This is a genomic window from Oceanobacillus sp. NCCP-135 (assembly GCF_059698015.1).
Genome location: NZ_BAAKSZ010000001.1, coordinates 223,332 through 247,574, shown reverse-complemented (window position 1 = coordinate 247,574; position 24,243 = coordinate 223,332). Strand labels below are relative to the sequence as shown.

Here is a 24,243-nt window from a genome sequence, read left to right as displayed (position 1 = left end):
ATGTTAATTTCCTGCACTTTCAGGAGTTATTTCAGAAGGCTGCAGTTGCATTAAGTACTCAGCAATACTGCTTGCTTCTTCTTCAGAAAGATCAGGATAATTACCAGTCATCAGGTTTCCTGGTTTAATTGCCTCAGGATCCATTAGCCAATCAACTAAGTTTTCTTTTGTAGGCTCAAGGTAACCTGCAATTCTACTGCGATCACCGAAGTTAGTCAGGTTCGGCCCAACTGCTGCTGGTGAAGAACCTATTGCATGACAGGCCATACAGCTATTTTCCTCGAATGCTGCCTTCCCATCTTGAGCAACTGCATCTTGAGGTTCGGCTTCAGGATCTACACTTTGCATATCCTGCACCCATTGATCATACTCTTCAGGACTTACTGCAATTACTTTAAAGTCCATCAAAGAATGGGAAGGTCCACAAAGCTCTGCACATTTACCCCAAAAGACCCCTTCTTCATATGCTTGTATATACATTGTATTTACGTTTTCAGGGTTCACATCCATTTTCCCGGCAATACTGGGAATCCATAATGAGTGAATCACATCAGATGATAGCATATTCAAATATACTTTTTCACCAGTAGGAATATATAAATCCTGACTTGTTTGGATTTCTTCCCCCGCATAATTAAAGTGCCACCAATATTGATTGCCTGTTACATCAATATTAATATGATCACTTGCACCCGAATCATCAGCTAAATCAAATGTAGCTGCCACAGTTGGCACAGCGAGAATAAGCACTAAAATGATTGGTATTATTGTCCATACAGTTTCAAGTGTTTTATTACCTTCAACTTGTTTTGGTATGTAATTCTCTTGCCCTTTCTTTCTACGGAAACGAACCAAAACAACTACATAGACAAGTATAACGATAACAAATACAAATAACATAATTATTGTTGATAGAATAATCAAATTCATTGAAGACTCTGCACCATAACCCTTCGGAACAAGAGCCGTTAGGTTATCCCTACCGCACCCGGCTAAAATTAATGCTAAAAAACTTAACAGGAATAGGCTTTTAATTTTTCCCATCCAACCTCTCATGTATTTATACCTCTCTTTCTCCTTGTTGATTCCTTATATATATATTTATTTAAGGACGAAATTAATTAAATACAGGCAATGTTACCACAACCATCAACAGAAATAATATGGTTAGATAATTTAATGAATAAATAAATATCAAATTTGCCCATTTTAAATCATTTTTCACAAAAAATCCTCTAATGCCCAAAACTAACCAGCCAATGTTTAATAAGGAAGCAATTATAACAAATGCTGCACCAAGTGATGCTAAATAAAAAGGCATTGGTAGTAAACACGCAATATAAACAACTATTTGACGCTTCGTAAAAGCAAACCCATGTACTACTGGTAGCATTGGGATTCCCGCTGTTTTATATTCCTGCGTTTTCTTCATTGCTAATGCTAGAAAGTGCGGAGTTTGCCAAATAAACATGACAAGAAATAATCCTACAGGGACTATATGAAGACTGGGGTCTACAGCTGTCCAACCAATTAATGGCGGAACAGCACCAGAAAGACTTCCAATTGCGGTATTTAGGGTGTACCTTCTTTTTGACCACATCGTATATAATACCACATATACGAACCATCCAAAAAGTGCAATTAAAGCTGCTTGCACTGTGGTGAATAACAAAAGAATTAAACCGATAACTGTTGCCCCAACACCAAGTAACAAAGCGGTATTAAGTGAAATACTACCAGTAACGGTTGGCCGGTTCTTAGTTCTGGACATAACCGGGTCAATGTCACAATCATACCAGTTATTAAGGATGCAGCCACCAGCAATAACTAATGCACTCCCTCCCATCGTTAATAAAAGAATATCCCAATGAGCAATAAAAGAAGCATTCGTAAAATGAAGTGCTAACCAGAATCCAGTAAAGGCAGTTATTAAATTAGCATTAATAATTCCTATTTTAACTAAAGCTTTAAAATCAGTAATTAGTGCAGTGCTTTTCTTTTTTGGAAGAGCGACATCGCTAATCATCTGTGATGAAGATGGCTCCACTTCGTTCATCTACATCCCCCCTTCAAATCCAATAATAAGGCATAATAAGTGCAAGGATTTATACTTTATTAATACATTAACTAGTTATAATATCCCCTAAAGCTTCCCTAAGTATTATCCCAATTGTATCATGGAATAGTTTTACAATCTAATTAACTACCTAGCATAATTTTACTTTGATCTAAGCCTTCTAAATGTGACAATATTGTGAAAGAAGTACTTAACTAAAGAAAAGGCATAATTGCCTCACGTAAATAAAATGTTATTATGTAGTTACACTCACTAGATTAGGCATAGTGATATAAAGCATAGCAAATATCCCCTACACTATTTCTAGCAAACTACGCTCATTATTGCAAGCGTTTTTTATGTTTTACATCGTGAAAATAAGAATAAACCAGGATAGTATAACAATTGTGTGTCATTTGTCACTTTCTGCACATATTTGATTGCAAAATACAAGAAAATAATATTATTATTAAACTAATGTGTATAATAGTATAAATTATACCTAATCATCATGAAGTGAGGCTGTACAATGATTAGACATTTAAAATGGTTATCTGTAGTCGCTACAATCAGTATGCTGCTACTTCTACTTGGAGGAGCTCTTGTTACAAAAACCGGCTCTCAAGATGGCTGTGGAAATAGTTGGCCACTATGTGAGGGAGAGTTTATACCATCAGTAATAACCTTTGAATTAGTAGTTGAGTTAAGTCACAGAATAGTTACTGGCATCGTTGGTATAGTTGTTTTTGCACTATCCATCATAGCCTGGAAAAAGATCGGGCATATTCGGGAAGTAAAATTCTTGTCTTTTTTATCTGTTTCCTTTTTAGTGTTGCAAGCATTGATAGGTGCGGCCGCAGTACTTTGGGGGCAATCTGACTTTGTCTTAGCAGCACATTTTGGAATCTCATTGATTTCATTTGCTTCCGTCTTTCTGCTGATGTTGCTCATATTTGAAATTGATAAAAAATTTGATGCAAAATCGTTATTTGTACACAAGAAACACCGTATCGAAATATATGCGCTATCCATTTATACCATGCTGGTTGTTTATACTGGAGCACTGGTACGACATACCGAAGCAAATCTTGTTTGTGGTGACTGGCCTTTCTGCACAAACAGTTCACCATTCGCTTTTTCAAATTATAGCTTTGAGCAATGGATTCAAATGGGGCATCGCTTAGCTGCTGGTATTCTTTTCATTTGGACAGTTCTTTTATTTATAAAGATGCTGAAAAATTATCGAAACAGTCGGATTATGTACTGGGGTTGGATCACTGCAGTATCTTTAATTATTTCACAAGTGTTTTTCGGTGCTATGATTATATATACGATGCTAAATCTGGGCATCGCTTTATTGCATGCACTGGTTATTTCCTGCTTCTTCGGCGTACTAAGTTATTTCGTACTGCTTTCTACACGGAGTGCTAAATATGAAAAACAGATGCAGAACAGCGAGGAAATAGAAAAAATAAATCAAATAAAAACAATTTCTTCAGTTGAGTAAGAATAGAATAACCAGGTAGTAGAAATAAAGAATTTCTGCTACCTGGTTTTCTGTGCAGTTTATTCAAATTCAATTAATAAATCATCTACTGCTAGTGCTTCACCACTACTAACGTGTATATTTTTAATCACACCTGCATACGGAGCTTGAACTGTAGTCTCCATTTTCATAGCTTCCGTAGTTAATAAATAGTCGCCTTTGCTTACTTTATCACCTTTGGCACAATTAACTTCTATTACTGTACCAGGCATTGTGGCACCAATATGCCTATTATTATCTTTATCCACCTTTGGACGACTTGCTATTTGTGATTCAATACTTTCGTCTTTTACGACTATTTCACGTGTCTGTCCATTTAATTCAAAGTAAATTACACGTGTCCCATCGTCTTTTGGTTCAGAAATAGAAACTAATTTCACAATTAACGTTTTACCTTGCTCAATTTCAACTTCTATTTCCTCTCCGAGTGTCATTCCGTAGAAGAATGTTGGTGTATCTAATACCGAAATATCACCATATTTTTCATAAAATTTATGATAATCCATGAATACTTTAGGATATAATGCATGTGATATCAAATCAAAGCTTGTAACCTGACGATCAAGTGAATTAAATAAAGCGTTTCTCAACTGCGTAAAATCAATTGGGTTAAGTAATTCACCCGGTCGGACGCTAATTGGCTCTTTTCCTTTTAAAATAATTCGTTGTAGTTCTTGCGGGAAGCCCTGGTATGGCTGGCCAATATACCCTTGAGCAAACTCTACTACAGAATCTGGAAAATCGATTGTTTCTCCATACTCATAAATATCATCTTCAGTTAAATTATTTTGTACCATAAACAAAGTCATATCACCAATTACTTTAGAAGATGGTGTAACCTTTATAATATCTCCAAACATATCATTTACTTGACGGAACATCGTTTTTACTTCATTCCATCGCTCCCCAAGTCCGACAGCTTTTGCTTGTTGTTTTAAATTACTATACTGTCCTCCTGGCATTTCATGTAAATAGATTTCAGTATGTGGTGCTTTCATTCCGCTCTCAAAATCCCGATAATATTCTCTGATTCCATCCCAGTAATGAGATAGTTTTTCATAAGAATTTACGTTAACTTGCGGCTGTCTGCTAGTACCTTCAAGTGCATAATATAGTGTCTGCGCACTAGGCTGCGATGTCAGTCCTGCCATTGGGCCAGCAGCAACATCAACAACATCAACGCCGGCGTCTATTGCACGAGCATACATATGAATGCCATTGCCACTTGTATCGTGTGTATGAAGATGGATAGGTATATCAATTGTTTCTTTCAAACTTGAAATTAATTGATATGCAGCTTCCGGCTTTAATAATCCAGCCATGTCTTTAATACCTAAAATATGTGCACCTGAATTTTCAAGTTCTTTTGCTAAATTCTTATAATAATCCAGATCATACTTAGAGCGCCCTACGTCTAATATATCCCCTGTATAGCACATCGCTGCTTCAGCAATTTTATTGTTTTCTCTAACCGATTCAATTGCCAGGTTCATACCTTCAACCCAATTCAGACTGTCGAAAATACGGAATACATCGATCCCTGCATTGGCGCTTTTTTCAACAAATTCATTAATTAAGTTATCTGGATAGTTTTTATATCCAACTGCATTACTTGCTCTTAAAAGCATCTGAAATAATATGTTAGGCATTTTCTTTCTTAATTTCAGCAATCTCTCCCAAGGATCTTCTTTTAGGAAGCGATAAGCTACATCAAATGTTGCTCCTCCCCACATTTCTACTGAAAATAGATTGGGCAATAGCCTTGCAGTTGGTTCTGCTATTTGCAGCAAATCTTTTGTTCGTACTCTTGTCGCAAGTAGTGATTGATGAGCATCACGGAATGTTGTATCTGTAAGCATTACTTCATTTTGTTCCTTCAACCATTTTGCTAAACCTTCAGGACCTAGCTCATCCAAAATCTGTTTTGATCCTTGCGGCATTTCTTCTAACCTATCTATTTTAGGTAAAATCAATTCATCGAAAGAAGGTTTTTCTTTTTTTACCATTCCTTCAATACCATTGACTGTTGTATTGCCAATATATGTCAGCATCTTTGTACCACGGTCTTTCCGTTTTGGGAAGACAAACAATTCAGGTGTTTTATCAATAAACGTTGTATCATACTGACTTGATAAAAATTGTTTATGCATAATGACATTTTCCAGAAATGGTATGTTTGTTTTTATTCCACGAATTCTGAATTCTCTTAAATTTCGAACCATTTTATGCGCAGCTTGCTCATAAGTTAGTGCCCATGTAGAAACCTTTACAAGCAATGAATCGTAATGTGGTGAGATTACCGCTCCTTGGAATCCATTACCAGCATCTAACCGTACACCAAAGCCGCCCCCAGTACGATAAGCCATTATTTTTCCGGTATCAGGCATGAAGTTGTTTAAAGGATCTTCTGTGGTTACACGTGATTGAATCGCATATCCAATTGTATTAATTTGTTCTTGTTCAGGAATTCCAATTGATTGATCATGAAGATTCTTACCTTCTGCAATCTTAATTTGAGTTTGAACAATATCAACACCTGTAATCATTTCTGTAATCGTATGCTCTACTTGTACACGGGGATTTACCTCAATAAAGAAATATTCTTTATTCGTTACTAAAAATTCTACAGTACCAGCATTTACATAATTTACATTTTTCATTAAGTCTACTGCGGCATCGCATATCTCTTGACGAAGTTCTTCAGACAACGTCATGCTTGGCGCAACTTCAACCACTTTTTGATGCCTGCGCTGCACGGAACAATCTCTTTCATAAAGATGAACAATATTTCCAGCTTTATCCCCAATAATTTGTACTTCAATATGCTTTGGATTTTCAATTAGTTTCTCGACATAAATTTCATCATTGCCAAAGGCGGCTTTCGCTTCGGATTTAGCACGATCATAAGCCTCAGTTAACCCTTTTTCACTGCGAACAATCCGCATCCCACGACCACCACCACCCAGTGATGCCTTAATCATAATTGGGAATCTATGTTCTCTGGCAAATTCTTCCACCTCCGCAACTGTTGTAACAGGTCCATCACTGCCAGGAATGACTGGAATACCCGCATTTTCAGCTTGCTTTCTTGCCTTAACCTTATCGCCGAACATATTTAAATGTTCACTTGTTGGACCAATGAAAATTATCCCCTCTTCTTCACAACGTTTGGCAAAGTGAATATTTTCCGATAAGAAGCCATAGCCAGGATGTATGGCATCAACTCTTACATTTTTGGCAAGTTCAATAATACCTTCTATATCCAAATATGCGTCAATTGGTTTCTTTCCTTTTCCTATCAGATATGCTTCATCAGCTTTAAACCGATGGTATGCTTCTGTATCCTCTTCTGAATAAAGTGCGACAGTACGTATATTAAGCTCCGTACAGGCACGGAAAACACGAATAGCAATTTCCCCGCGATTTGCAACAAGTACCTTCTCTATTTGATTTGATTCTGCCATGTTTTTCCTCCTCTGTTATAATTAAAAGCAACTGTATCTTTTTTTTGTGTTGTTTCGACTGTTTCATTCTCTTTTTTCTTCACAGTCATTGCTATATTATTTAAAATCCCCATTGATAGCATTAATACCAGAAGCGACGAGCCTCCATAACTAACAAATGGAAGAGGGACACCTGTAATTGGGAGTAATCCACTTATCGCTCCCAAATTAATAAAAGCTTGAATTCCTACCATGGAAGATATGCCTATTGCTAATAGTGCGCCAAAGCTATCCTGACATTTTCTTGAAATAAAAATACCCCTTAATACAATAATTGCCAACATTCCAATTACAATAACTACACCGATAAAACCAAGCTCTTCAGCGATGATTGCCATAATAAAGTCAGTATGGGCTTCCATTAAATAACCTAATTTTTGAACACTTTGACCTAATCCCTCACCAGTAATTCCACCTACCCCGATAGCCAGATAGGATTGGATTAATTGATATCCATCCGAATCCGGTGTTTGAAATGGCTGATAAGCACCTGTAAATCTGGAGAGACGTTCATCTGTAATCATATAAGGTATGATTAATAGAATTAGCCCAATACCTAGCGCTACAAGTAGCGATAAGTGTTTCATACGAATTCCTGAACTAAATATGACAGAACATGCAATTAAAAATATAATGGAAGCAGTCCCGATATCAGGCTGTAATACGATTAATCCTAAAATTATTCCTGTTAATACTAATGGAGGCAGTACTCCTTTACTGAATTCATTCAGATAAGCCTGTTTTTTTGAGTAAACAGAAGCCAAGTACATAATAAGACCCAATTTCGCAAATTCAGCCGGTTGGAAGCTTAATGAACCAAACCTAAACCATGACTTTGCATTATTGGCATCACTTCCAAAGATCAGTACACCAACCAGCAGAAGGACAATTCCTAAAATAATCAACTTCATTAATTTTTGATAGTATCTGTAAGGGAAAATGCTGCAAAATGTAAATCCCGCTAACCCAATTCCGAAAAACACCGATTGTCTTACCAGATAATGAGTACTTTCATGATCTTGAACAATCGCTAACACCATGCTCGCACTGTATATCATAACAATTCCAAAAGCAGTTAAAAGTATTGGTGTAATGATTAATGTAAAATCATAGTCCTTTAATTTCTGTATCATCTTACTTCTCCCCACTATATGTAATTTAAGTAATGATGAAAATAGAAATTTAAATTAGTGTATCATATTTTCTATTTTTTGAAAGTGCATTTCACCTTTCATCGATCATTAAGGTTGTCAACAAAAAAACTTTGCCATTGTTAGATGCCGGCAAAGTTTTTGCTTGTCGTTGAATAACGCAAATACACATGAACCTATATGTTACAAGGAATTTTGCGCTGCTTCATGCAGTATGTTAAGCTTCTTCTCTAAGTTTTCAAGAAGGGCTTTACCTTCATTTTCGCTGATTAAATTCAAACGCACTGCAAAATCGATCTCTCTGGATAGACCGAACATTTGCGTATCAAGAACATCTTCATACACTGGACATTGTGGCATTGTCAAATTTTCAATTTGCACTTCTATTAGTCGCAAAATTTTATCAGCATCAGCCTTAAGAAGGGCATGGGCTTTTTCACGATGATTTATAGTCACCTCAGGCATCAAATATATCCCCTCCACTTAAAAGACTTTCTTTTCTATTATATTATCGTTTGCTAGAAGAAATTGCAAACAAAATATTAATTAATTTTAATTCTTAACAAGTGAAATATTTTAATGGGTCTGCTATCCTTAGGAAAGATATATTTGAGAGGTGAAAAAGGAATGATTGTACCAATAATAGGAAACATTACCTATCCAATCACGCTGGATCCAACTGTATGGATTTTTGATGATAGAAAAATATTACTAGAGGAAGCTTTCAAGGAAAAAATTGACCAAAATGATGAAACTGATGAATTTGTCGAGGCCTCCAACCGATTTAATAAGGAAGTTTTCCAAATAAGCAAACCACCAGTAAATAGAAGTATTAAACGGTTTGAACGGGAAAAAATTCTAAAAAGTTCTTATGTTATTCCACTTGATGATTTCATAGCAAATGCTGAAGTAAATCCAGACGCCAAAGACGTCACATTGATATTGAAAGACGAAGAAGTTACGATTTCCCTTGCAGCGCTTCAGAATAGTTATTTTCTATTTGCTATTGACGGAAAACCACTAACAGAAGATGGACCAGTACATTTATATTATAAAGATGGTTCCAACAAACAGAACCCGATTAAAAACATCAAAAAAATAATGATTAACTAAGAAGCAAAACAGCTGTTACAGTAGTAGCAGCTGTTTTATTATTCTCCTGTAAAAATCGCCATCCTATTGAACCAGCTCTGTCCTTTTTCTAACCACACGTGACAAGAAAATGAGCAAGTTATAATAAAGGGGATCCACAAACCATTATAACCACAGCTTTAGCTGCTATCCCCTTGACCGAAGTATCACTTCTTCTTAGTGATTGTTCTTGGCAGCTAATTGTCTATCGAATATCAGTATTCATCACGAAAGCTTCCGCATTTCTTGGTATATTTTATTGTATTCTAACCAAAATAAGCATATTGGATTTTCTTTAGGAGGAATGCTGAATGAATTTTCGTTTAAGTATCATCGTTTTTGTATGTTTGCTAATTCTGGTGGGCTGTCAACAAGAGGAGGAAAACTCATTATCAACAGAAGAAAAAAATAATGATCGAATCGTACAGGTTAAGAATTCAGATCCAACCGAGAAGCAAAATTTGACAAACGGGGAAATAGCTGATCATTTAGCTAATCTGGCAAGCGGGGTACCTAATGTGAATAATGCTGCTGGAGTTGTCGCAGGTCCATATGCAGTGGTCGGAATTAATGTAGACAAGGATTTAGATCGTTCGCGAGTTGGTACGATTAAATATTCTGTATTAGAAGCCTTACAGCATGACCCTTATGGGAAAACAGCAGTTGTAGTTGCCGATGCAGATGTAACGGAAAGATTACGTGGAATGGGAAATAAAATCAGGCAAGGTCATCCTGTTCAGGGAGTTGTCGAAGAACTAGCAGCTATTGTTGGAAGGTATATGCCTGATTTCCCAATTGATGAAAACCCGGCGCAAGAACCAGATCAAAATAAAGAAGTTATCCCAGAAGAGGATCAAAAGAAATTGGATGATATTGAAAGTGAACAATCAAATAATCAAGATGAGTAAAAATCACTGTAAAAGGGGTGTTCCAGCGATATAGCTAGAACACCACCTTTTACACTGTTTTAAGTGTTTTGTTGTTTTTCATTTGCGTATTCTTCCTTTTTCTCACTATAATACTGTACGCCAAACTGTGATCCTTCTGATACCATTTTGGCATTTTCTAATTGAGCAAGATCATTGTCTGCTGATTGATCTGGAACACCAGCATCCTCAAATGTGGTATTTGCTGCATTCTCGGAATTTTTAACTTTGCTCGTAACATATTTTGCTTTCTCTTTTACTTTATTCCTGTTATCTTGGTTATTCAGATAAATTCCTGCAGCTGTGACTCCAGCCGCCCCAACAGCTGATATAATATAACGTTTTTTCATCGAATCGTCCTTTCATTTTATCATTATCATTTATATATATATTTCCCCGAATTTTTTATATAAAACATTACGATTACCCCTAATAGGTTGGTATAATATGTTACAATTTAAAAACAAAGATATTAGTAATATAAATAGCCATTTTTTATTTCAAGTACAGAGGTGAAAACATGCAGGTAAAATGTGTTATTTGTGATACTGTCGAAATAATTGACGACTACTCCCTCCAGGCAAAACGTTTAAGAAATCGCAAAATCCATATGTATTTATGTCAATCTTGTGATGAGCGAATTGAATATAGAACTAAACAGCGTCACGCAACCGGTAAGTTTCAACTATATGAAGAAAAGAAACAAAAAGATGATTTTCTCTACTAAAAACGCCCTTCGAGTGGGCGTTTTTAATTTACGTTATCTTTATTTGATTCTCTTTGTTTGTATAAGCGGAATCTATAAATCGCTAACACAATCGCTACAATAATCAAACTTTCGGTTATCGGCAATTTAAAAATGCTGAAAATCGTTACAATAAAAGTTCCTACCGCAAGCATGATATATACAAATATATTTTTCAAAAGTGGTAGTTCTCTTGCAAACCCTAATTTAAAAGATATCGCCCCAAAAATTAAATTAAGAACATAAAATATCAAAAAAATATTATCTGTTCCATTTATCTCCAATATAAAATCAAATAAAAGATTGAAATCCGTATCCATTTATATCCCCCATTATTACTCCTTATGAAAAAATAAAACTCTTTTACTATCATACTAAATCTTTATTTTTCATGCTAGGTTAAAGCTAATCTTCTTTATAATTCACTATATTTCCGATATACTATTCATGAAAAGAAATAGAGGTGTTTTAATGAAAAATATAAATTTCCCTATGCTATTGCTAGCTTTAATAGTAATAGCTATGTTTTTTTGCGTAGGGATTGCAATTGCATTTCGCAATATATGGTTTATATTATTATTTATTATTCTTGGATTTGCATTTATGGGATTTGGAATATCATTGAAAAGAAAAAGAAAGTGACTGCTATATAGAGTCACTTTCTCCCTTTCCGCAAAAAATCTATAATATACTTATGGAGATTAGAGTTGCAAGCAAAAATCGAATTCTTTTCTAACATATTAACCTGTATCCCATCAATGTTAGTTGTTACCCCACCAACCTCAGCAACAATTACGATTCCTGCAGCAACATCCCACGGAGAAAGACTCATTGTTAAATACCCATCAATAATCCCCTCAGCCACATAGGCGAATTCCAGAGCTGCAGATCCATATGTTCGAGTGCCACGAACCTTTTTCACTAATTTTTGCATGGTAAGTTCATCGACTAGACGATTTGCACAAAGCCAAAAATGGTTCATGCCAAGGATCGCCTCTTCCGGTATAATCTCTTTTTTTAAAGGAGGTAATTTTATGTTGTTCTTATATGCACCTTCATTTCTTTTCGCACTATAAAGTACGTCAGACATAACATCATAGATGAAGCCAATTTCCCCAATTCCATCGTGATATATACCTACAGATATAGCAAAATTTCTTTTTTGATGTACAAAATTCATTGTCCCATCAATTGGATCAATAATCCATACCGTACCCTCAAGAACCGTTAGATTATCACCATGTCCCTCTTCACTTATTATGAGATGTTCTGTAAATGTATTTCTTATTCTGGATACAATAAAGGACTCAGTAGCGTCATCCATTGTGGTTACAAGATCATTTGGATTTGACTTTGTATTAATAATTAATGGATCATTTATTTTTTCTCTGATGGTTGTACCAGCTTCTAGTATCCATTCTTTCGCCTGATTGAAAATTGTATTTCTCATATCATTATTCATCAGCTATCCTCCAATGTTAAACTTGCATTCATTGTATCAAATAGAAGGAGTGTAGTCACTTTGCAAATATAATTGTACATTAAATGACCCCAAATTAAAGTTATTTACGCTTTAAATGACTTTAATTTGGGATCATATATCCGCCTTATTCATCTATCTCAATTAATTGCAATCTTAATTGTTCTAAACGTTCTTTCGATTTAATAATTTGAATTTGATCTTCCGCTTTTAATGCATCATACAATGTAACTAGTTCATAATCAATTTCCATACGAATCACTGGCAGCTTTTCCTGAGCTTCTTTCCGTCTTAGTGCTTCCATAACGTATTTCAATTTCTTCACAACCTTTCAGATGGTTTTTTAACACCTTTTTATATAGTTATGACTACTATTTCATTTTGGTTCAATATTTTCTGAAAATTAATACCTTGTTTTATTAAATTACCCAAAATCATTTCTTTTTAAACATAAATTATAAAAGTTCCACCACTTACAAAGCGTTTAAAGCTTGACTAGTGCTGTATTTTATTTAATAATAATTATTATAATGTAGCCTGATTTACACTAATAGGAAGGATGAAGCACATGGAATTTCAAGGGTTCGAACAAAGGGATTTTAATACTTTTTCAATAGATGGTTTAGATGCAAGGATGGAAGCTATCCAAACAAGAATTCAGCCAAAATTCCAAGAAATTGGAAGTTATTTAGTCGATTATTTATCTGTACAACTGGGAAATGAAATGTATTTACATATTGCAAAACACGCAAGAAGGACGGTTAACCCACCAAACGATACATGGCTCGCAATAGCGGATAATAAAAGAGGTTATAAAAAACATCCCCATTTTCAAATTGGATTATTTGATGATCATGTATTTATTTGGCTGGCATTAATATATGAACTGGATTACAAAAAGGAAATTGCAAAATCATTTGTAAAAAGTTTTGATGAAATAAAACAACTTCCAAGACACTTTGTTGTATCGCTAGATCATATGCAAAAGGATTCAATCCCACTTACAGAATTAGAAATGAAAGATTTAGAGCGATTTCGGGATGTAAAAAAAGCGGAGTTTCTTATCGGTCAGCACCTTCCTATCGGTGATGAACGACTTATAGATGGCAGGAAATTTTTGGAAACAGCTAAAAATACCTTTCAATTATTGATTCCATTTTATCAAAAGGCATTAAAATCAAAATAATTTAGAAGCAGCACCTTTAATTAGGTGCTGCTTCCCTTCATTGTTATCGTAGTTTCATTTGATTCTTTCGCTTTTTTTACTGCATGAAAACTTGAATACCCTGATGTTTGTTCAAACGCTGTGAATAAATTCTTTTCTTCACTTTTCGACGGAACAATTTCTTTGAATCTCCTATACATGGCAATTAAATCGGAACTTAAAACACTTTTCTCATAGGCTTTCTCAACTAAATTGAAAAAATTTACTACATCTATAATTTCTTCCTTTGTCCAGGTATCGTCGATAGGATATTGATAATTCATTTACTGTTACCCACCTCGCCTTGAGCCCATTTCTTCTTAATATTTTCTGCTTCCATTACGATTGATTGTATTAATTCATCAACTGTAGGAACATCATTAATTCTTGCTGCACCTTGACCAGCCCAACCAAAACCTTTTGATCCATCACCTTCAATTATATATCGTTTATTTGCCTGACCACTAATATAATCTTTTAACGACTCATAACCCTGCTCTCGTTTTTCTATAATTAATATTTCATCTGTCCAGGAATTTCTTAATGCTCTTGCCGGTGTTCCAAGCGAGCGTTTAATAACTACAGTAGAATTCTCATCTGCATCTAGTATTGCCTGCTTATAGCTTTCATGTGCATCAATGCATTCCTTCGTCGCAATAAATCTAGTTCCCATTTCAATTCCTTCAGCTCCAAGGACTAATGCCGCCATCAAACTGCGACCATCTACTATACCACCTGAAGCAATTACCGGAATGGAAACATGATCAACAACTTGAGGAGTTAATACAAGTGTCCCTGTATCTGCACGTCCTAAATGGCCTCCTCCTTCTTGTCCCACAACCATTACGGCATCTGCACCTAATTTTTGAGCTTTTTCAGCTTGTTTTCTTGCAGCAACAAGTACTAGTTTTTTAATATCATGATCCTTCACCATATCCAATACTGCTTTTGGATTCCCACCGGTTACAGAAATAACTGGTACTCTTTCTTCAATGGCTATTTTTACCATATGTTCAAAAGGGCGACCATGCTGACCAATCGCAAAATTTATTCCATAAGGTTTAGATGTCATCTTTTTCAGCTTATGTATCTCTTTCCGTAATTGATCTGGAGTTGAAAGACTCATCGCGGTTATCTGACCCAAACCACCAGCATTGGATACAGCAGCTGCTAAATCAGCATATGCCAAATAAGCCAACCCACCTTGGATAATGGGATAATCGATCCCCAGCAGTTTCGTTACTCTATTCTCCCACTTCATAAAAACATCCCCTACTATATATAATTAAATCCATCCTATCATTTATTTATTGAATTTGGTAATACAAAACTGATGCTACTATTTTTATTATACAAACAAATTAAGGCTAAAAACCCTGTACCTAAAGAAAAGAGCTGCCAGATGCAACTCTTTTTTTTATTAAAAATTCTATTTTTCATTACATGACGGACAAGTACCATACAGGGTCGTTACTTTTTCTTCATCGAAATGTTCAATTACTTCTTGGCAATCCTGACATACGATTGTGCCCATTTGGTCCAACTCCTTTATTCTAAATTAAGTTATCGTAAGCACATTATAATATAACACATTTAAAGTTTCAACCCTATATAGTATGTCATATTCACTATATATGTGATTCATTAAAAAAAGCCTGCCAGCAAGGATTTGACAGACCGTTTCTTATCTAACTTATTTTGTTTGAATTAAGTAAGGATTTACTATTTCATATCCTTTCTCTTGTAATCCAGATACAATATCTCCAAGAGCTTGAGCAGTCCATTCTCTGTCATGCATTAACAAATTAGATCCATTTCCTAATAACTCTGTATTTACCATAATATCTGCCAATGTTTCCTTCGTTCTGTATTGCTTCTCCCAATCATATCCAAATGACCAATTCATTAATGTCATACCTTCTTCTTCAACAATTTGTTTTGAAAAATCGGTGTTAACACCATGCGGAGCACGAAAAAACTTAGGACGCTCCCCAATAATTTCTTCTACCCTGTTATTTAACTCGACAATCTCTTCTTTTTGCTCATCATCAGATAGATCTGACAATAATGGATGAGTGTATGTATGATTACCTATAAGAAAACCCATATCATGGATTGCTTTCAGTTTTTCTTCCTCTTCAGATGTATCCAGGAAATGACCGTTCACAAAAAAGATCGCATTAACATCTAACTCTTTTAAAGTTGTTGCCATTTCAACTGCATATTGATCTGGTGCGTCATCGATTGTTAAAAGGATAACTTTTTCATTTGTATTCTCATTCATTGGAACAATTGACCAGGTATCCGAAACTTTATATAAAGGCTTAGATTCTTCTTGATGTTCCCCTGAATCCACCTCGTTTTCTTCCCCTTCGTCTTTGACTTCACCTTCTCCTATTTTTTCACCATCTGTATCTGTTCCTTCTTCTTCATACTCCTCTTCATTTTCCACAGTCTCATTGTTGACAGGCTGATTATTATTACAAGCAGCAAGAACAATAAGGACTGATAATAAAAACACAATCGCTGTCTGCTTCATCCTTCTCCCCCTGATGTATAAGTGATCTATTCAATTATAGTAGATTTGTTAAAACGAAGACAATACTATTTTGTTATTTTTTATAGAAAAAGTGTGGACTAATATATAAATTAAATGAATTTTTCCTGCATTTACGTATGGAAAAAAACCAAAAAATATAATGAGATTATATTTTTTCAGATAGGGTTGTAACAGTGTTGTTTATGGTATCTGCAAAAGACAGGGTAATTGGAGGATAATTCGTTGAAATAGACAAAGAGAGCTATAATCGTTCAGCTCTCTTTATCTATGTTTACTTCATCATATGAATTGGTTGACCCAAAGCTACTTCAGCAGCTTCCATTGTAATTTCTCCAAGTGATGGATGTGTATGAATAGTAAGTGCAATGTCTTCAGCAGTCATTCCTGCTTCAATTGCCAAACCGATTTCAGCAATCATCTCACTTGCATTTGGTCCTGCTATTTGTGCACCAATTACAAGTCCATCATCTTCACGAGTGATTAATTTCAGGAATCCATCACTATTATTTAATGATAGTGCGCGACCATTTGCTCCAAATGGGAATTTAGAGGCTTTTACTTTATATCCAGCATCTTTTGCTTCTTTTTCATTATAGCCCACTGTTGCAAGTTCAGGATCTGTAAATGCCACTGCAGGGATAGCAACATAGTCAACAACAGATTTTTCACCACTGATTGCCTCCGCAGCTATCTTACCTTCATAAGAAGCTTTGTGTGCAAGTGCTGGTCCTGCAACAATATCACCAATTGCATAAATGTTATCTACACTTGTGCGGCATTGCTCGTCTACTTTAACCAGACCTCTTTCACCCATTTCAATACCTACCTGTTCCAAACCAATTTCCACAGTATTTGGACGACGCCCTACTGTTACTAATACATAATCAGCTTCAATTGACTCTTCTTTTCCCTTTGCTTCATATGATACTTTAACACCATCTTTAGATTCTTCAACACCTTTGGCCATAGCTTCTGTAACGATGGTCGCGTCTTTTTTCTTCAGTTGTTTTTTCACCAGTTGTGTCATTTGTTTTTCGAATCCGCCTAAGATATCTTTTGCGCCTTCTAAAATAGTGACTTCTGAACCAAGGTTTGCATAAGCAGAACCAAGTTCAGTTCCAACATATCCTCCACCGATTACTACGAGTTTTTTAGGAATTTCTTTTAAATTTAAAGCACCTGTTGAATCTAGTACACGGTCAGAGAATTTAAAGCTTGGTATTTCGATTGTTGAAGAACCTGTTGCAATGATACAATTATTGAATGTATACGTTTGAGAATTTTTGTCATCCATTATTTTTACTGTATTTTTATCAACAAAATAAACTTCACCATTTAAAATATCAACTTTATTTCCTTTTAAAAGTCCTTCAACACCGGAAGTTAACTTATTAACTACACTACCTTTCCATTCTTGGACTTTTGAAAAATCTACCGTAACATTCTCTGTTTTAATTCCCAGTTCTTCATTTCCAAAAGCATTTTGAACTAAGTGTCCTGCTTGAATCAATGCTTTGGAAGGAATACATCCTACGTTTAAGCAAACACCGCCAAGTGCTCCTTTATCAACAATTGTTACTTTTTGCCCTAATTGCGCAGCACGGATTGCGGCTACATAGCCACCCGGACCTGCTCCGACAACTAGTGTGTCAACTTCAATTGGAAAATCTCCTACTACCATAATCTACGCCTCCATCATAATTAATTGTGGATCATTTAATAATCGCTTGATTTGATTTAGAGCTAATTGTGCTGTCGCCCCATCAACAATGCGATGGTCAAAGCTCAATGATAATGCGAGCACTGGTGCAATTACAATTTCCCCATCACGAACAATCGGTTTTTCTGCAATTCGACCAATACCAAGAATAACTGCTTCTGGATAGTTTAGAACAGGAGTAAACCATTGTCCACCAGCAGAACCTATATTTGTAATTGTATTTGAAGCACCACTCATCTCTTCAGAAGTTAGTTTACCACTTCTAGCCTTATCTGCCAATTCATTGATTTCCTTAGAAATATCAAAAATTGATTTACGATCGGCGTCTTTAACGACTGGTACGAGCAGACCTTTGTCTGTATCTGCAGCAATCCCAACATTATAGTAGTGTTTCTGAATAATTTCGTTCGTTTCATCATCGACTGCAGCGTTCAATATTGGGTGTTTTCTGGATGCTGATACAAGCGCTTTAACAACATACGGTAAATATGTTAATTTAATTTCTTGTTCAGCTGCCACAGCTTTAAACTTCTTACGGTGGGCAACAAGTTCTGTTACATCAATTTCATCCATTAAGGTAACATGTGGTGCTTTTGTTTTGGAATTAACCATAGCTTTAGCAATCGCTTTACGGATCCCACTCATTTTCTCACGAGTCTCTGGGTATTCACCTTTTGGAGCTTGAGATGCTTTTGTTTCTTTCGTTGTTTCGGTTTTTTCCGTCGTCTCAACAGCTGGACTTTCTGATTTTTGGTCTCCACTCAGATAACTATCAATATCTTCTTTTAAAACACGACCATTTTTCCCTGTTCCGCTAACAGCTTGTATTTTTACGTTATTGTCACGAGCATATTTTCTTACTGAAGGCATTGCAATGATACGTTTACCAATTGAATCTTCATTTGCGCTGTCATCTGTTTTTTCAGCAGGTATATCTTTTTCCAGTTCTTCTTCTTTTCCTGGTACTTCTTTTTCTGCTTGCTCATGCTCATCAGTTGAATCCTCACCTGCAGATTCATAACCTTCTGCATCAAATGTGATTAACGTATCTCCTACAATTGCTACAGAACCTTCGTCAACATGAATCTTTTTAACGGTTCCTTCTACTGGAGAAGGGATCTCAACGACAGCTTTATCGTTTTGGACTTCACATAGTTCGTCGTCTTCTTTAACTTCGTCGCCTTCTTTAACGAACCATTTTACAATTTCACCTTCGTGAATTCCCTCACCAATATCGGGCAATTTGAATTCAAATGCCATAATTACTACCTCCTATCTCAATTTTAAAAATGGATTACTGTATTTACTTTCTCTACAATATCTTTGTGATTTGGTAGCCATACTTCTTCTGCTTCTGAGAATGCATATACAGTATCCGGAGCGGTAACTCTAAGTACCGGTGCTTCAAGATGCAGGATTGCTCTTTCTTGAATTTCAGCAACAATATTCGCAGCTACACCTGCTTGACGTTGTGCTTCCTGAACAACAACTACACGATTTGTTTTTTCTACAGATTCAATGATTGTATCAATATCAATTGGCGATACTGTACGAAGATCGATAACTTCTGCCTCTATTCCATCTTTCTCAAGCTCTTCTGCTGCTTTAAGTGAAGCATGAACCATTGCTCCATAAGCAATAAGAGTAACATCTTTACCTTCACGTTTTATATCAGCTTTTCCTAATTCTAGCGTATATTCTTCTTCTGGAACTTCTCCCCGAAACGAACGGTATAATTTCATATGCTCCAGGAAAAGTACTGGATCATTATCACGGATGGATTGAATTAACAGTCCTTTTGCGTCATATGGTGTGGAAGGAATGACAACTTTTATTCCGGGCTGCTGTGCAATTAATCCTTCAAGTGAATCAGCATGAAGTTCCGGTGTATGCACGCCCCCTCCAAATGGAGAACGGATTGTAATTGGATTAGTATGACTTCCACCTGAACGGTAGCGCATTCTAGACATTTGTCCATTAATTGAGTCCATTACTTCATAAACAAAGCCGAAGAACTGGATTTCCGGAACTGGTCGATAGCCTTCTAAAGCCAAGCCAATAGAAAGACCACCAATTCCAGATTCGGCTAATGGCGTGTCAAATACACGGTCTTCACCGAACTCATCTTGTAATCCCTCAGTAGCACGGAATACACCGCCATTTTGACCAACATCTTCACCAAATACAAGCACATTTTCATCATTTTTTAATTCTGTGCGCATAGCATCAGTGATTGCTTGAATCATTGTCATTTGTGCCATGATCTACTTCGACTCCTTTTCTTTGTATTCTTCCATTTGTTCCTCTAGGTTGGCTGGAAGTTTTTCAAACATATTTTCGATAAGATCAGTAACCTTTTGTTTTGGATACTCATCCGCTTGCTTAATTGCCTTCTTGATATCATCTTTTGCTTCTTCAATTACTTTATTTTCTTCCTCTTCAGACCATAATTTCTTATCTTCAAGGTATTTGCGGAAACGAACTAGTGGATCTTTCTTTTCCCACTCTGAGTCAAGATCATCTGTGCGATAACGTGTCGGATCGTCACCGGCCATCGTGTGTGGACCATAGCGATATGTCATTGTTTCAATAAGTGTTGGTCCTTCACCATTTACGGCACGATTACGAGCATCCTTCGTAGCAGCATATACAGCTAATACATCCATACCATCTACTTGTATCCCCTCAATTCCTGCAGCAACAGACTTTTGTGCCAAAGTTTTTGCATTTGTTTGTTTTTCAACAGGTACGGAAATAGCAAATCGGTTATTTTGAACGATAAAAATCGCTGGAGCCTGGTAAGCACCTGCAAAGTTGATTCCTTCATAGAAATCACCTTGTGATGTACCGCCATCCCCTGTATAGGTTATCGCAACCGTTTTCTTGCCGCGCTTTTTCATTCCCAACGCAACACCAGCTGCCTGTACATATTGAGCACCAATAATAATCTGCGGGCTCAAAGCACGTACATTTTCGGGCATTTGGTTGCCGTGATAATGTCCTCTGGAGAACAAGAATGCCTGGTAAAGTGGAAGTCCCTGCCAAATCAGCTGTGGTACATCACGATATCCCGGCAGAATAAAATCATCCTGTTCAAGTGCAAACTGACTTCCTAATTGAGATGCTTCCTGACCTGCTGTCGGAGCATAGAAACCCAGGCGACCTTGACGATTCAGAGCAATAGAACGTTGATCAAGTATACGTGTATAAACCATTCTGCGCATAAGCTCTTTTAAATCTTCATCTGATAGATCAGGCATATCATCTTTATTGACAATTTTTCCCTCTTCATTAAGAATCTGGAACATTTCGAACTGACTTTCAACACTCTCAAGTACGTGTTTCAAAATAGTTCACCTCTTCCTTTCTTGTATCCTTTTTAATATTGTCTTTCCTATCCTACCCAAAACAAAAAAAAATCTGTACTAATTTTCTCTTATTCCTGTACCCTTTTTAATTTTTTGCTAATCATTCATGACTGCATATAAAACTGTTACATAAATAATATAGAATTTACTGGTACAATTATTTAATACAATTAAATAATATCCCATTTACATGCATTGGTCAAACACTTTGTTTGTTTTCATATATAATTTTTTTTATGTTTTTACTAACTGTTTCATTAAATGGGATAACACAGGTATATCTGTTATAATTTAATCAAATAACTGTATTATTAATTTGATATTTCCCTCTTATAAATCCATACAAAAACCCAAATCATTTTGAAATGATTTGGGTTTTGAAAGAGAAATTATTTTCTCCCTAACTGTTGGTAGAGGGATTTTCATCATATGACACATCAATTCCTGCTAATTCGTAAAATTCTTCCTTCAATGCGTTATACTCTACAGTATTTTTATTAAATTGTTCATTCGTTTCAAGTACCTGCTGATAGCTTTCATTTATCGTATCTATTTGAGCTGTTAATTCCTCCTGCTCTAAATCCTCCGACTGAAGCATGGTATATAGATCTTTTTCCAAAACTAATGATTTTGTGTAGGCAGTATGCAGCGTATGATATGCTTTATAGCGATCATTCATAATTTCGTACATTTTCTCGGCTTTTTCTTTTAGATCCTGCTCCTCCAGATCTTCGATTAAGTCTTGCGTTTTGTTGAATTCCTCCTGTGATTGATCAATACTTTCTTTTTCTTTTGCTATTTTTTCAGAGCGTTCATCTATGCTTTCGATTGCCTGTCCAGCTAATTCTTGAATTTCATCAAAATCATCCATCCCTAATTCGATAATCTGATTGTATAATTCCTGTTCCTCTTTTTCCAACTTTGTTATTTCGCTCTGCTTACTTTCAAACTCCTCTTCCAAGGCAACTGCTTCTTCTAAATGATGATGTATTTTTTCTTCCGTTGTTTCCCCACTGCAGGCAGTTAAGGTAGCGATTATACTTAAGATCAATAAAAACAATGATTTCTTGATTACCATGTTACGTTACCCCCTCGTTCTAAGTTGTTGTTTTTGATAGTTTTCAGTATAGCACAAACAAGATTCTCTCACGATAAAAAATATATTTTTACGTTATCCTACTTAAAATCTATGATTATTATAGCTTAGTTATGATAAAATATGAAGTTGATGAAAGTAATTGATGATTTACTGAAAAAATTGGTTAAGGAGTTGTATATAGATGATAACAATGAAAGATATTGTTCGTGAAGGACATCCTTCGTTAGTAAAAGTGGCAAAAGAAGTAGAAATTCCAATAAAAGAAGAAGACATACAACTATTAAAAGATATGATAACTTTTTTAAAAAATAGTCAGGACGACGAAATCGCTGATAAATACAAATTACGGGCAGGTGTAGGACTAGCTGCACCACAATTGGGAATTGAAAAACGATTGGTTGCCATCCATTTCGAGGATTCTAATGACAAGTTATACAGCTATGGATTAGTTAATCCTAAAATAATCAGCCATTCCGTTGAAAAAACTTATTTATCTTCTGGAGAGGGTTGTCTTTCTGTTGATCGCAATGTCGAAGGTTATGTTCCACGACATGCACGAATTACTTTAAAAGCAACGGACTTGGAAGGCAACCCATTAAAGTTGCGATTAAAAGGCTATGCTGCAATTGTTTTCCAGCATGAAATTGATCATTTAAATGGGATTATGTTCTACGATCATATAAATAAAGAAAATCCATTTGCTTTACCTGATGATGCAAAACCGGTTGAATAAATTAGGAGAGGATGTCCACTAGTGGACATCCTCTTATCAGATCAGTTCGACTTGTTTTAAGCCCTTTAAGATACCGTCTTTATCAACGGTATCCGTGGTGTAATCAGCAACTGCTTTCAGATCCGGTACAGCATTTCCCATTGCAATACCTGTTCCAACCTCCTGTATCATTTCCAAATCATTTAAACCATCACCAAACGCATAGGAATCTAACATATTCAAACCACTTGCCTCAATTAACTTCTCTACTCCAACAGCCTTTGAGCCTCCTCCAGGCAAAACATCACACGAATAATCATGCCAACGAATATAATGAAATGAATCATGATTGGTTATAAAAGGCTCTTCTTTTCCTTTTTCACAAAACAATAATGCTTGATATATTGTATTATTGATAAAAAAGGATTGATCTACTTCAGGATAACTATATTTTATACTCTGCAAACTTTTTTCAATGTGAGGATGATTCTCAATAGATGCCCGCATTTGTTTTTCATTCATGAAGACCATTGGATAATTACTTTTTGATGATTCATTATACAATTTGATGAGTTCATTTTTTCCCAGTGGATTGTTGTAAACAATGCTTCCTTCAAACACAACATATTGCCCATTAAAGCTAACATAAGAATCGATACCCAACTCTCTTCTTATATCTTCAAACATAAATGGAGCTCTTCCAGTAGCAATTGCAACATATACATCATTTTGTTTTAATTTTTGAATTGCTTTTTTTGTTGAAGGTGGAATTTGCTTTTCTTCATTTAAAATTGTTCCGTCAATATCGAAAAAAACGATCTTTTGATTCACTGTATCCGCTCCTCAGCTTGGTATTTTTATGCTTGTGAATAAAAATCCATCTCTTGCAAAAAATAAAATTATCACAAATAGAAACGTTCTTAAAATATATTTTTTCAGACAAATAATGGATTTTCATTTCAATATTCCTTAAATCATACTATACTATAGATAAGAGGGATTGGATCGGTAGAACGTTTTGTTGCTTTTCTTGAAATTTTAC

At 35.6% G+C, this 24,243-nt stretch carries 26 protein-coding genes; 7 read left to right on the top strand and 19 right to left on the bottom strand.

The window, feature by feature from the left end:
• Positions 1 to 3: 3 nt before the first annotated feature.
• The gene (coxB, locus tag AC6HVZ_RS01145; RefSeq protein WP_497556286.1) at positions 4 to 1,056 is read right to left on the bottom strand and encodes a cytochrome c oxidase subunit II; all 1,053 of its coding nucleotides are present in this window, start codon (positions 1,054 to 1,056) and stop codon (positions 4 to 6) included.
• Positions 1,057 to 1,117: 61 nt separating this feature from the next.
• Complete coding sequence (cyoE, locus tag AC6HVZ_RS01140; protein WP_497556285.1) at positions 1,118 to 2,056, bottom strand: heme o synthase; 939 nt, start codon at positions 2,054 to 2,056, stop codon at positions 1,118 to 1,120.
• Between the two features lie 529 nt (positions 2,057 to 2,585).
• On the opposite strand from cyoE, the gene AC6HVZ_RS01135 reads away from it, so the two are divergent.
• Complete coding sequence (locus AC6HVZ_RS01135) at positions 2,586 to 3,563, top strand: COX15/CtaA family protein (RefSeq protein ID WP_497556284.1); 978 nt, start codon at positions 2,586 to 2,588, stop codon at positions 3,561 to 3,563.
• A gap of 59 nt (positions 3,564 to 3,622) precedes the next feature.
• Here AC6HVZ_RS01135 and pyc read toward each other — a convergent pair whose 3' ends face one another.
• From pyc to AC6HVZ_RS01120, 3 genes are all read right to left on the bottom strand, one after another.
• Complete coding sequence (pyc, locus tag AC6HVZ_RS01130) at positions 3,623 to 7,066, bottom strand: pyruvate carboxylase (RefSeq protein WP_497556283.1); 3,444 nt, start codon at positions 7,064 to 7,066, stop codon at positions 3,623 to 3,625.
• Positions 7,045 to 8,238, bottom strand: coding sequence for a putative lipid II flippase FtsW (gene ftsW, locus AC6HVZ_RS01125; RefSeq protein WP_497556282.1), 1,194 nt, complete (start codon positions 8,236 to 8,238; stop codon positions 7,045 to 7,047). The genes pyc and ftsW overlap by 22 nt, the downstream gene beginning before the upstream one ends.
• Before the next feature lie 201 nt (positions 8,239 to 8,439).
• Positions 8,440 to 8,721, bottom strand: a complete 282-nt coding sequence (locus AC6HVZ_RS01120; protein ID WP_497556281.1) for an Fpa/YlaN family protein — start codon at positions 8,719 to 8,721, stop codon at positions 8,440 to 8,442.
• Between the two features lie 162 nt (positions 8,722 to 8,883).
• Between AC6HVZ_RS01120 and AC6HVZ_RS01115 the strand changes: the two genes are divergently transcribed.
• Positions 8,884 to 9,369 (top strand): hypothetical protein, encoded by a 486-nt coding sequence (locus AC6HVZ_RS01115; RefSeq protein WP_497556280.1) that lies wholly within the window; start codon positions 8,884 to 8,886, stop codon positions 9,367 to 9,369.
• Positions 9,370 to 9,698: 329 nt separating this feature from the next.
• Positions 9,699 to 10,295, top strand: a complete 597-nt coding sequence (locus tag AC6HVZ_RS01110) for a YhcN/YlaJ family sporulation lipoprotein (protein WP_497556279.1) — start codon at positions 9,699 to 9,701, stop codon at positions 10,293 to 10,295.
• A gap of 59 nt (positions 10,296 to 10,354) precedes the next feature.
• Here AC6HVZ_RS01110 and AC6HVZ_RS01105 read toward each other — a convergent pair whose 3' ends face one another.
• Positions 10,355 to 10,663 (bottom strand): YbyB family protein, encoded by a 309-nt coding sequence (locus tag AC6HVZ_RS01105; protein WP_497556278.1) that lies wholly within the window; start codon positions 10,661 to 10,663, stop codon positions 10,355 to 10,357.
• A 170-nt stretch (positions 10,664 to 10,833) separates the two neighbouring features.
• Between AC6HVZ_RS01105 and AC6HVZ_RS01100 the strand changes: the two genes are divergently transcribed.
• Positions 10,834 to 11,040, top strand: coding sequence for a YlaI family protein (locus AC6HVZ_RS01100; RefSeq protein ID WP_497556277.1), 207 nt, complete (start codon positions 10,834 to 10,836; stop codon positions 11,038 to 11,040).
• Between the two features lie 23 nt (positions 11,041 to 11,063).
• Here AC6HVZ_RS01100 and AC6HVZ_RS01095 read toward each other — a convergent pair whose 3' ends face one another.
• A complete protein-coding gene (locus tag AC6HVZ_RS01095; RefSeq protein WP_497556276.1) occupies positions 11,064 to 11,378 on the bottom strand; it encodes a YlaH-like family protein in 315 nt (104 codons plus the stop codon).
• 127 nt (positions 11,379 to 11,505) lie between these two features.
• Between AC6HVZ_RS01095 and AC6HVZ_RS01090 the strand changes: the two genes are divergently transcribed.
• Complete coding sequence (locus AC6HVZ_RS01090) at positions 11,506 to 11,700, top strand: DUF5325 family protein (RefSeq protein WP_497556275.1); 195 nt, start codon at positions 11,506 to 11,508, stop codon at positions 11,698 to 11,700.
• A gap of 13 nt (positions 11,701 to 11,713) precedes the next feature.
• Here AC6HVZ_RS01090 and AC6HVZ_RS01085 read toward each other — a convergent pair whose 3' ends face one another.
• Together AC6HVZ_RS01085 and AC6HVZ_RS01080 are read right to left on the bottom strand one after the other, a co-directional pair.
• Positions 11,714 to 12,520, bottom strand: coding sequence for an inositol monophosphatase family protein (locus AC6HVZ_RS01085; RefSeq protein ID WP_497556274.1), 807 nt, complete (start codon positions 12,518 to 12,520; stop codon positions 11,714 to 11,716).
• Positions 12,521 to 12,665: 145 nt separating this feature from the next.
• Complete coding sequence (locus tag AC6HVZ_RS01080) at positions 12,666 to 12,854, bottom strand: YkzI domain-containing protein (protein ID WP_497556273.1); 189 nt, start codon at positions 12,852 to 12,854, stop codon at positions 12,666 to 12,668.
• A 252-nt stretch (positions 12,855 to 13,106) separates the two neighbouring features.
• Between AC6HVZ_RS01080 and AC6HVZ_RS01075 the strand changes: the two genes are divergently transcribed.
• Entirely contained in the window at positions 13,107 to 13,724 is a 618-nt protein-coding gene (locus AC6HVZ_RS01075; protein ID WP_497556272.1) for a YktB family protein, read from the top strand.
• Positions 13,725 to 13,744: 20 nt separating this feature from the next.
• Here AC6HVZ_RS01075 and AC6HVZ_RS01070 read toward each other — a convergent pair whose 3' ends face one another.
• From AC6HVZ_RS01070 to AC6HVZ_RS01030, 9 genes are all read right to left on the bottom strand, one after another.
• Positions 13,745 to 14,026 carry a UPF0223 family protein gene (locus AC6HVZ_RS01070; RefSeq protein ID WP_497556271.1) on the bottom strand — a complete coding sequence of 94 codons (282 nt, stop codon included), beginning with the start codon at positions 14,024 to 14,026 and terminating at the stop codon, positions 13,745 to 13,747.
• Entirely contained in the window at positions 14,023 to 15,003 is a 981-nt protein-coding gene (locus AC6HVZ_RS01065; protein ID WP_497556270.1) for an NAD(P)H-dependent flavin oxidoreductase, read from the bottom strand. The genes AC6HVZ_RS01070 and AC6HVZ_RS01065 overlap by 4 nt, the downstream gene beginning before the upstream one ends.
• 168 nt (positions 15,004 to 15,171) lie before the next feature.
• Positions 15,172 to 15,276, bottom strand: coding sequence for a GapA-binding peptide SR1P (locus tag AC6HVZ_RS01060; protein ID WP_497556269.1), 105 nt, complete (start codon positions 15,274 to 15,276; stop codon positions 15,172 to 15,174).
• 159 nt (positions 15,277 to 15,435) lie between these two features.
• Positions 15,436 to 16,281, bottom strand: coding sequence for a polysaccharide deacetylase family protein (locus AC6HVZ_RS01055; protein WP_497556268.1), 846 nt, complete (start codon positions 16,279 to 16,281; stop codon positions 15,436 to 15,438).
• Between the two features lie 292 nt (positions 16,282 to 16,573).
• Positions 16,574 to 17,983 carry a dihydrolipoyl dehydrogenase gene (gene lpdA, locus AC6HVZ_RS01050; RefSeq protein WP_497556267.1) on the bottom strand — a complete coding sequence of 470 codons (1,410 nt, stop codon included), beginning with the start codon at positions 17,981 to 17,983 and terminating at the stop codon, positions 16,574 to 16,576.
• Between the two features lie 3 nt (positions 17,984 to 17,986).
• Positions 17,987 to 19,282, bottom strand: a complete 1,296-nt coding sequence (locus tag AC6HVZ_RS01045; protein ID WP_497556266.1) for a dihydrolipoamide acetyltransferase family protein — start codon at positions 19,280 to 19,282, stop codon at positions 17,987 to 17,989.
• A gap of 23 nt (positions 19,283 to 19,305) precedes the next feature.
• On the bottom strand, positions 19,306 to 20,283 hold the full coding sequence (locus AC6HVZ_RS01040; protein ID WP_497556265.1) for an alpha-ketoacid dehydrogenase subunit beta: 978 nt from the start codon (positions 20,281 to 20,283) through the stop codon (positions 19,306 to 19,308).
• A 3-nt stretch (positions 20,284 to 20,286) separates the two neighbouring features.
• Positions 20,287 to 21,369 carry a pyruvate dehydrogenase (acetyl-transferring) E1 component subunit alpha gene (gene pdhA, locus AC6HVZ_RS01035; protein WP_497556264.1) on the bottom strand — a complete coding sequence of 361 codons (1,083 nt, stop codon included), beginning with the start codon at positions 21,367 to 21,369 and terminating at the stop codon, positions 20,287 to 20,289.
• A 421-nt stretch (positions 21,370 to 21,790) separates the two neighbouring features.
• Positions 21,791 to 22,468: a YkyA family protein gene (locus tag AC6HVZ_RS01030; RefSeq protein WP_497556263.1), complete on the bottom strand. Its 678-nt coding sequence runs from the start codon at positions 22,466 to 22,468 to the stop codon at positions 21,791 to 21,793.
• A gap of 202 nt (positions 22,469 to 22,670) precedes the next feature.
• Here AC6HVZ_RS01030 and def point away from each other — a divergent pair, with 202 nt between their 5' ends.
• Positions 22,671 to 23,222, top strand: a complete 552-nt coding sequence (gene def / locus AC6HVZ_RS01025; protein ID WP_497556262.1) for a peptide deformylase — start codon at positions 22,671 to 22,673, stop codon at positions 23,220 to 23,222.
• Between the two features lie 36 nt (positions 23,223 to 23,258).
• On the opposite strand, the gene AC6HVZ_RS01020 is transcribed toward def, so the two are convergent.
• Positions 23,259 to 24,032: a Cof-type HAD-IIB family hydrolase gene (locus tag AC6HVZ_RS01020; protein ID WP_497556261.1), complete on the bottom strand. Its 774-nt coding sequence runs from the start codon at positions 24,030 to 24,032 to the stop codon at positions 23,259 to 23,261.
• Positions 24,033 to 24,243 lie beyond the last annotated feature (211 nt).

What these genes read in the sequence shown, in the direction of transcription:
- AC6HVZ_RS01070 (WP_497556271.1), bottom strand. Translation starts at nt 14,026, where the DNA reads ATGAATTATCAATATCCTATCGACGATACCTGGACAAAGGAAGAAATT.
- coxB (WP_497556286.1), bottom strand. Translation starts at nt 1,056, where the DNA reads ATGAGAGGTTGGATGGGAAAAATTAAAAGCCTATTCCTGTTAAGTTTT.
- AC6HVZ_RS01120 (WP_497556281.1), bottom strand. Translation starts at nt 8,721, where the DNA reads ATGCCTGAGGTGACTATAAATCATCGTGAAAAAGCCCATGCCCTTCTT.
- AC6HVZ_RS01085 (WP_497556274.1), bottom strand. Translation starts at nt 12,520, where the DNA reads ATGAATAATGATATGAGAAATACAATTTTCAATCAGGCGAAAGAATGG.
- AC6HVZ_RS01055 (WP_497556268.1), bottom strand. Translation starts at nt 16,281, where the DNA reads ATGAAGCAGACAGCGATTGTGTTTTTATTATCAGTCCTTATTGTTCTT.
- AC6HVZ_RS01115 (WP_497556280.1), top strand. Translation starts at nt 8,884, where the DNA reads ATGATTGTACCAATAATAGGAAACATTACCTATCCAATCACGCTGGAT.
- cyoE (WP_497556285.1), bottom strand. Translation starts at nt 2,056, where the DNA reads ATGAACGAAGTGGAGCCATCTTCATCACAGATGATTAGCGATGTCGCT.
- AC6HVZ_RS01105 (WP_497556278.1), bottom strand. Translation starts at nt 10,663, where the DNA reads ATGAAAAAACGTTATATTATATCAGCTGTTGGGGCGGCTGGAGTCACA.
- AC6HVZ_RS01065 (WP_497556270.1), bottom strand. Translation starts at nt 15,003, where the DNA reads ATGAAGTGGGAGAATAGAGTAACGAAACTGCTGGGGATCGATTATCCC.
- AC6HVZ_RS01110 (WP_497556279.1), top strand. Translation starts at nt 9,699, where the DNA reads ATGAATTTTCGTTTAAGTATCATCGTTTTTGTATGTTTGCTAATTCTG.
- AC6HVZ_RS01090 (WP_497556275.1), top strand. Translation starts at nt 11,506, where the DNA reads ATGAAAAGAAATAGAGGTGTTTTAATGAAAAATATAAATTTCCCTATG.
- def (WP_497556262.1), top strand. Translation starts at nt 22,671, where the DNA reads ATGATAACAATGAAAGATATTGTTCGTGAAGGACATCCTTCGTTAGTA.
- AC6HVZ_RS01040 (WP_497556265.1), bottom strand. Translation starts at nt 20,283, where the DNA reads ATGGCACAAATGACAATGATTCAAGCAATCACTGATGCTATGCGCACA.
- lpdA (WP_497556267.1), bottom strand. Translation starts at nt 17,983, where the DNA reads ATGGTAGTAGGAGATTTTCCAATTGAAGTTGACACACTAGTTGTCGGA.
- AC6HVZ_RS01045 (WP_497556266.1), bottom strand. Translation starts at nt 19,282, where the DNA reads ATGGCATTTGAATTCAAATTGCCCGATATTGGTGAGGGAATTCACGAA.
- ftsW (WP_497556282.1), bottom strand. Translation starts at nt 8,238, where the DNA reads ATGATACAGAAATTAAAGGACTATGATTTTACATTAATCATTACACCA.
- AC6HVZ_RS01095 (WP_497556276.1), bottom strand. Translation starts at nt 11,378, where the DNA reads ATGGATACGGATTTCAATCTTTTATTTGATTTTATATTGGAGATAAAT.
- AC6HVZ_RS01030 (WP_497556263.1), bottom strand. Translation starts at nt 22,468, where the DNA reads ATGGTAATCAAGAAATCATTGTTTTTATTGATCTTAAGTATAATCGCT.
- AC6HVZ_RS01135 (WP_497556284.1), top strand. Translation starts at nt 2,586, where the DNA reads ATGATTAGACATTTAAAATGGTTATCTGTAGTCGCTACAATCAGTATG.
- AC6HVZ_RS01060 (WP_497556269.1), bottom strand. Translation starts at nt 15,276, where the DNA reads ATGGGCACAATCGTATGTCAGGATTGCCAAGAAGTAATTGAACATTTC.
- pyc (WP_497556283.1), bottom strand. Translation starts at nt 7,066, where the DNA reads ATGGCAGAATCAAATCAAATAGAGAAGGTACTTGTTGCAAATCGCGGG.
- AC6HVZ_RS01075 (WP_497556272.1), top strand. Translation starts at nt 13,107, where the DNA reads ATGGAATTTCAAGGGTTCGAACAAAGGGATTTTAATACTTTTTCAATA.
- AC6HVZ_RS01100 (WP_497556277.1), top strand. Translation starts at nt 10,834, where the DNA reads ATGCAGGTAAAATGTGTTATTTGTGATACTGTCGAAATAATTGACGAC.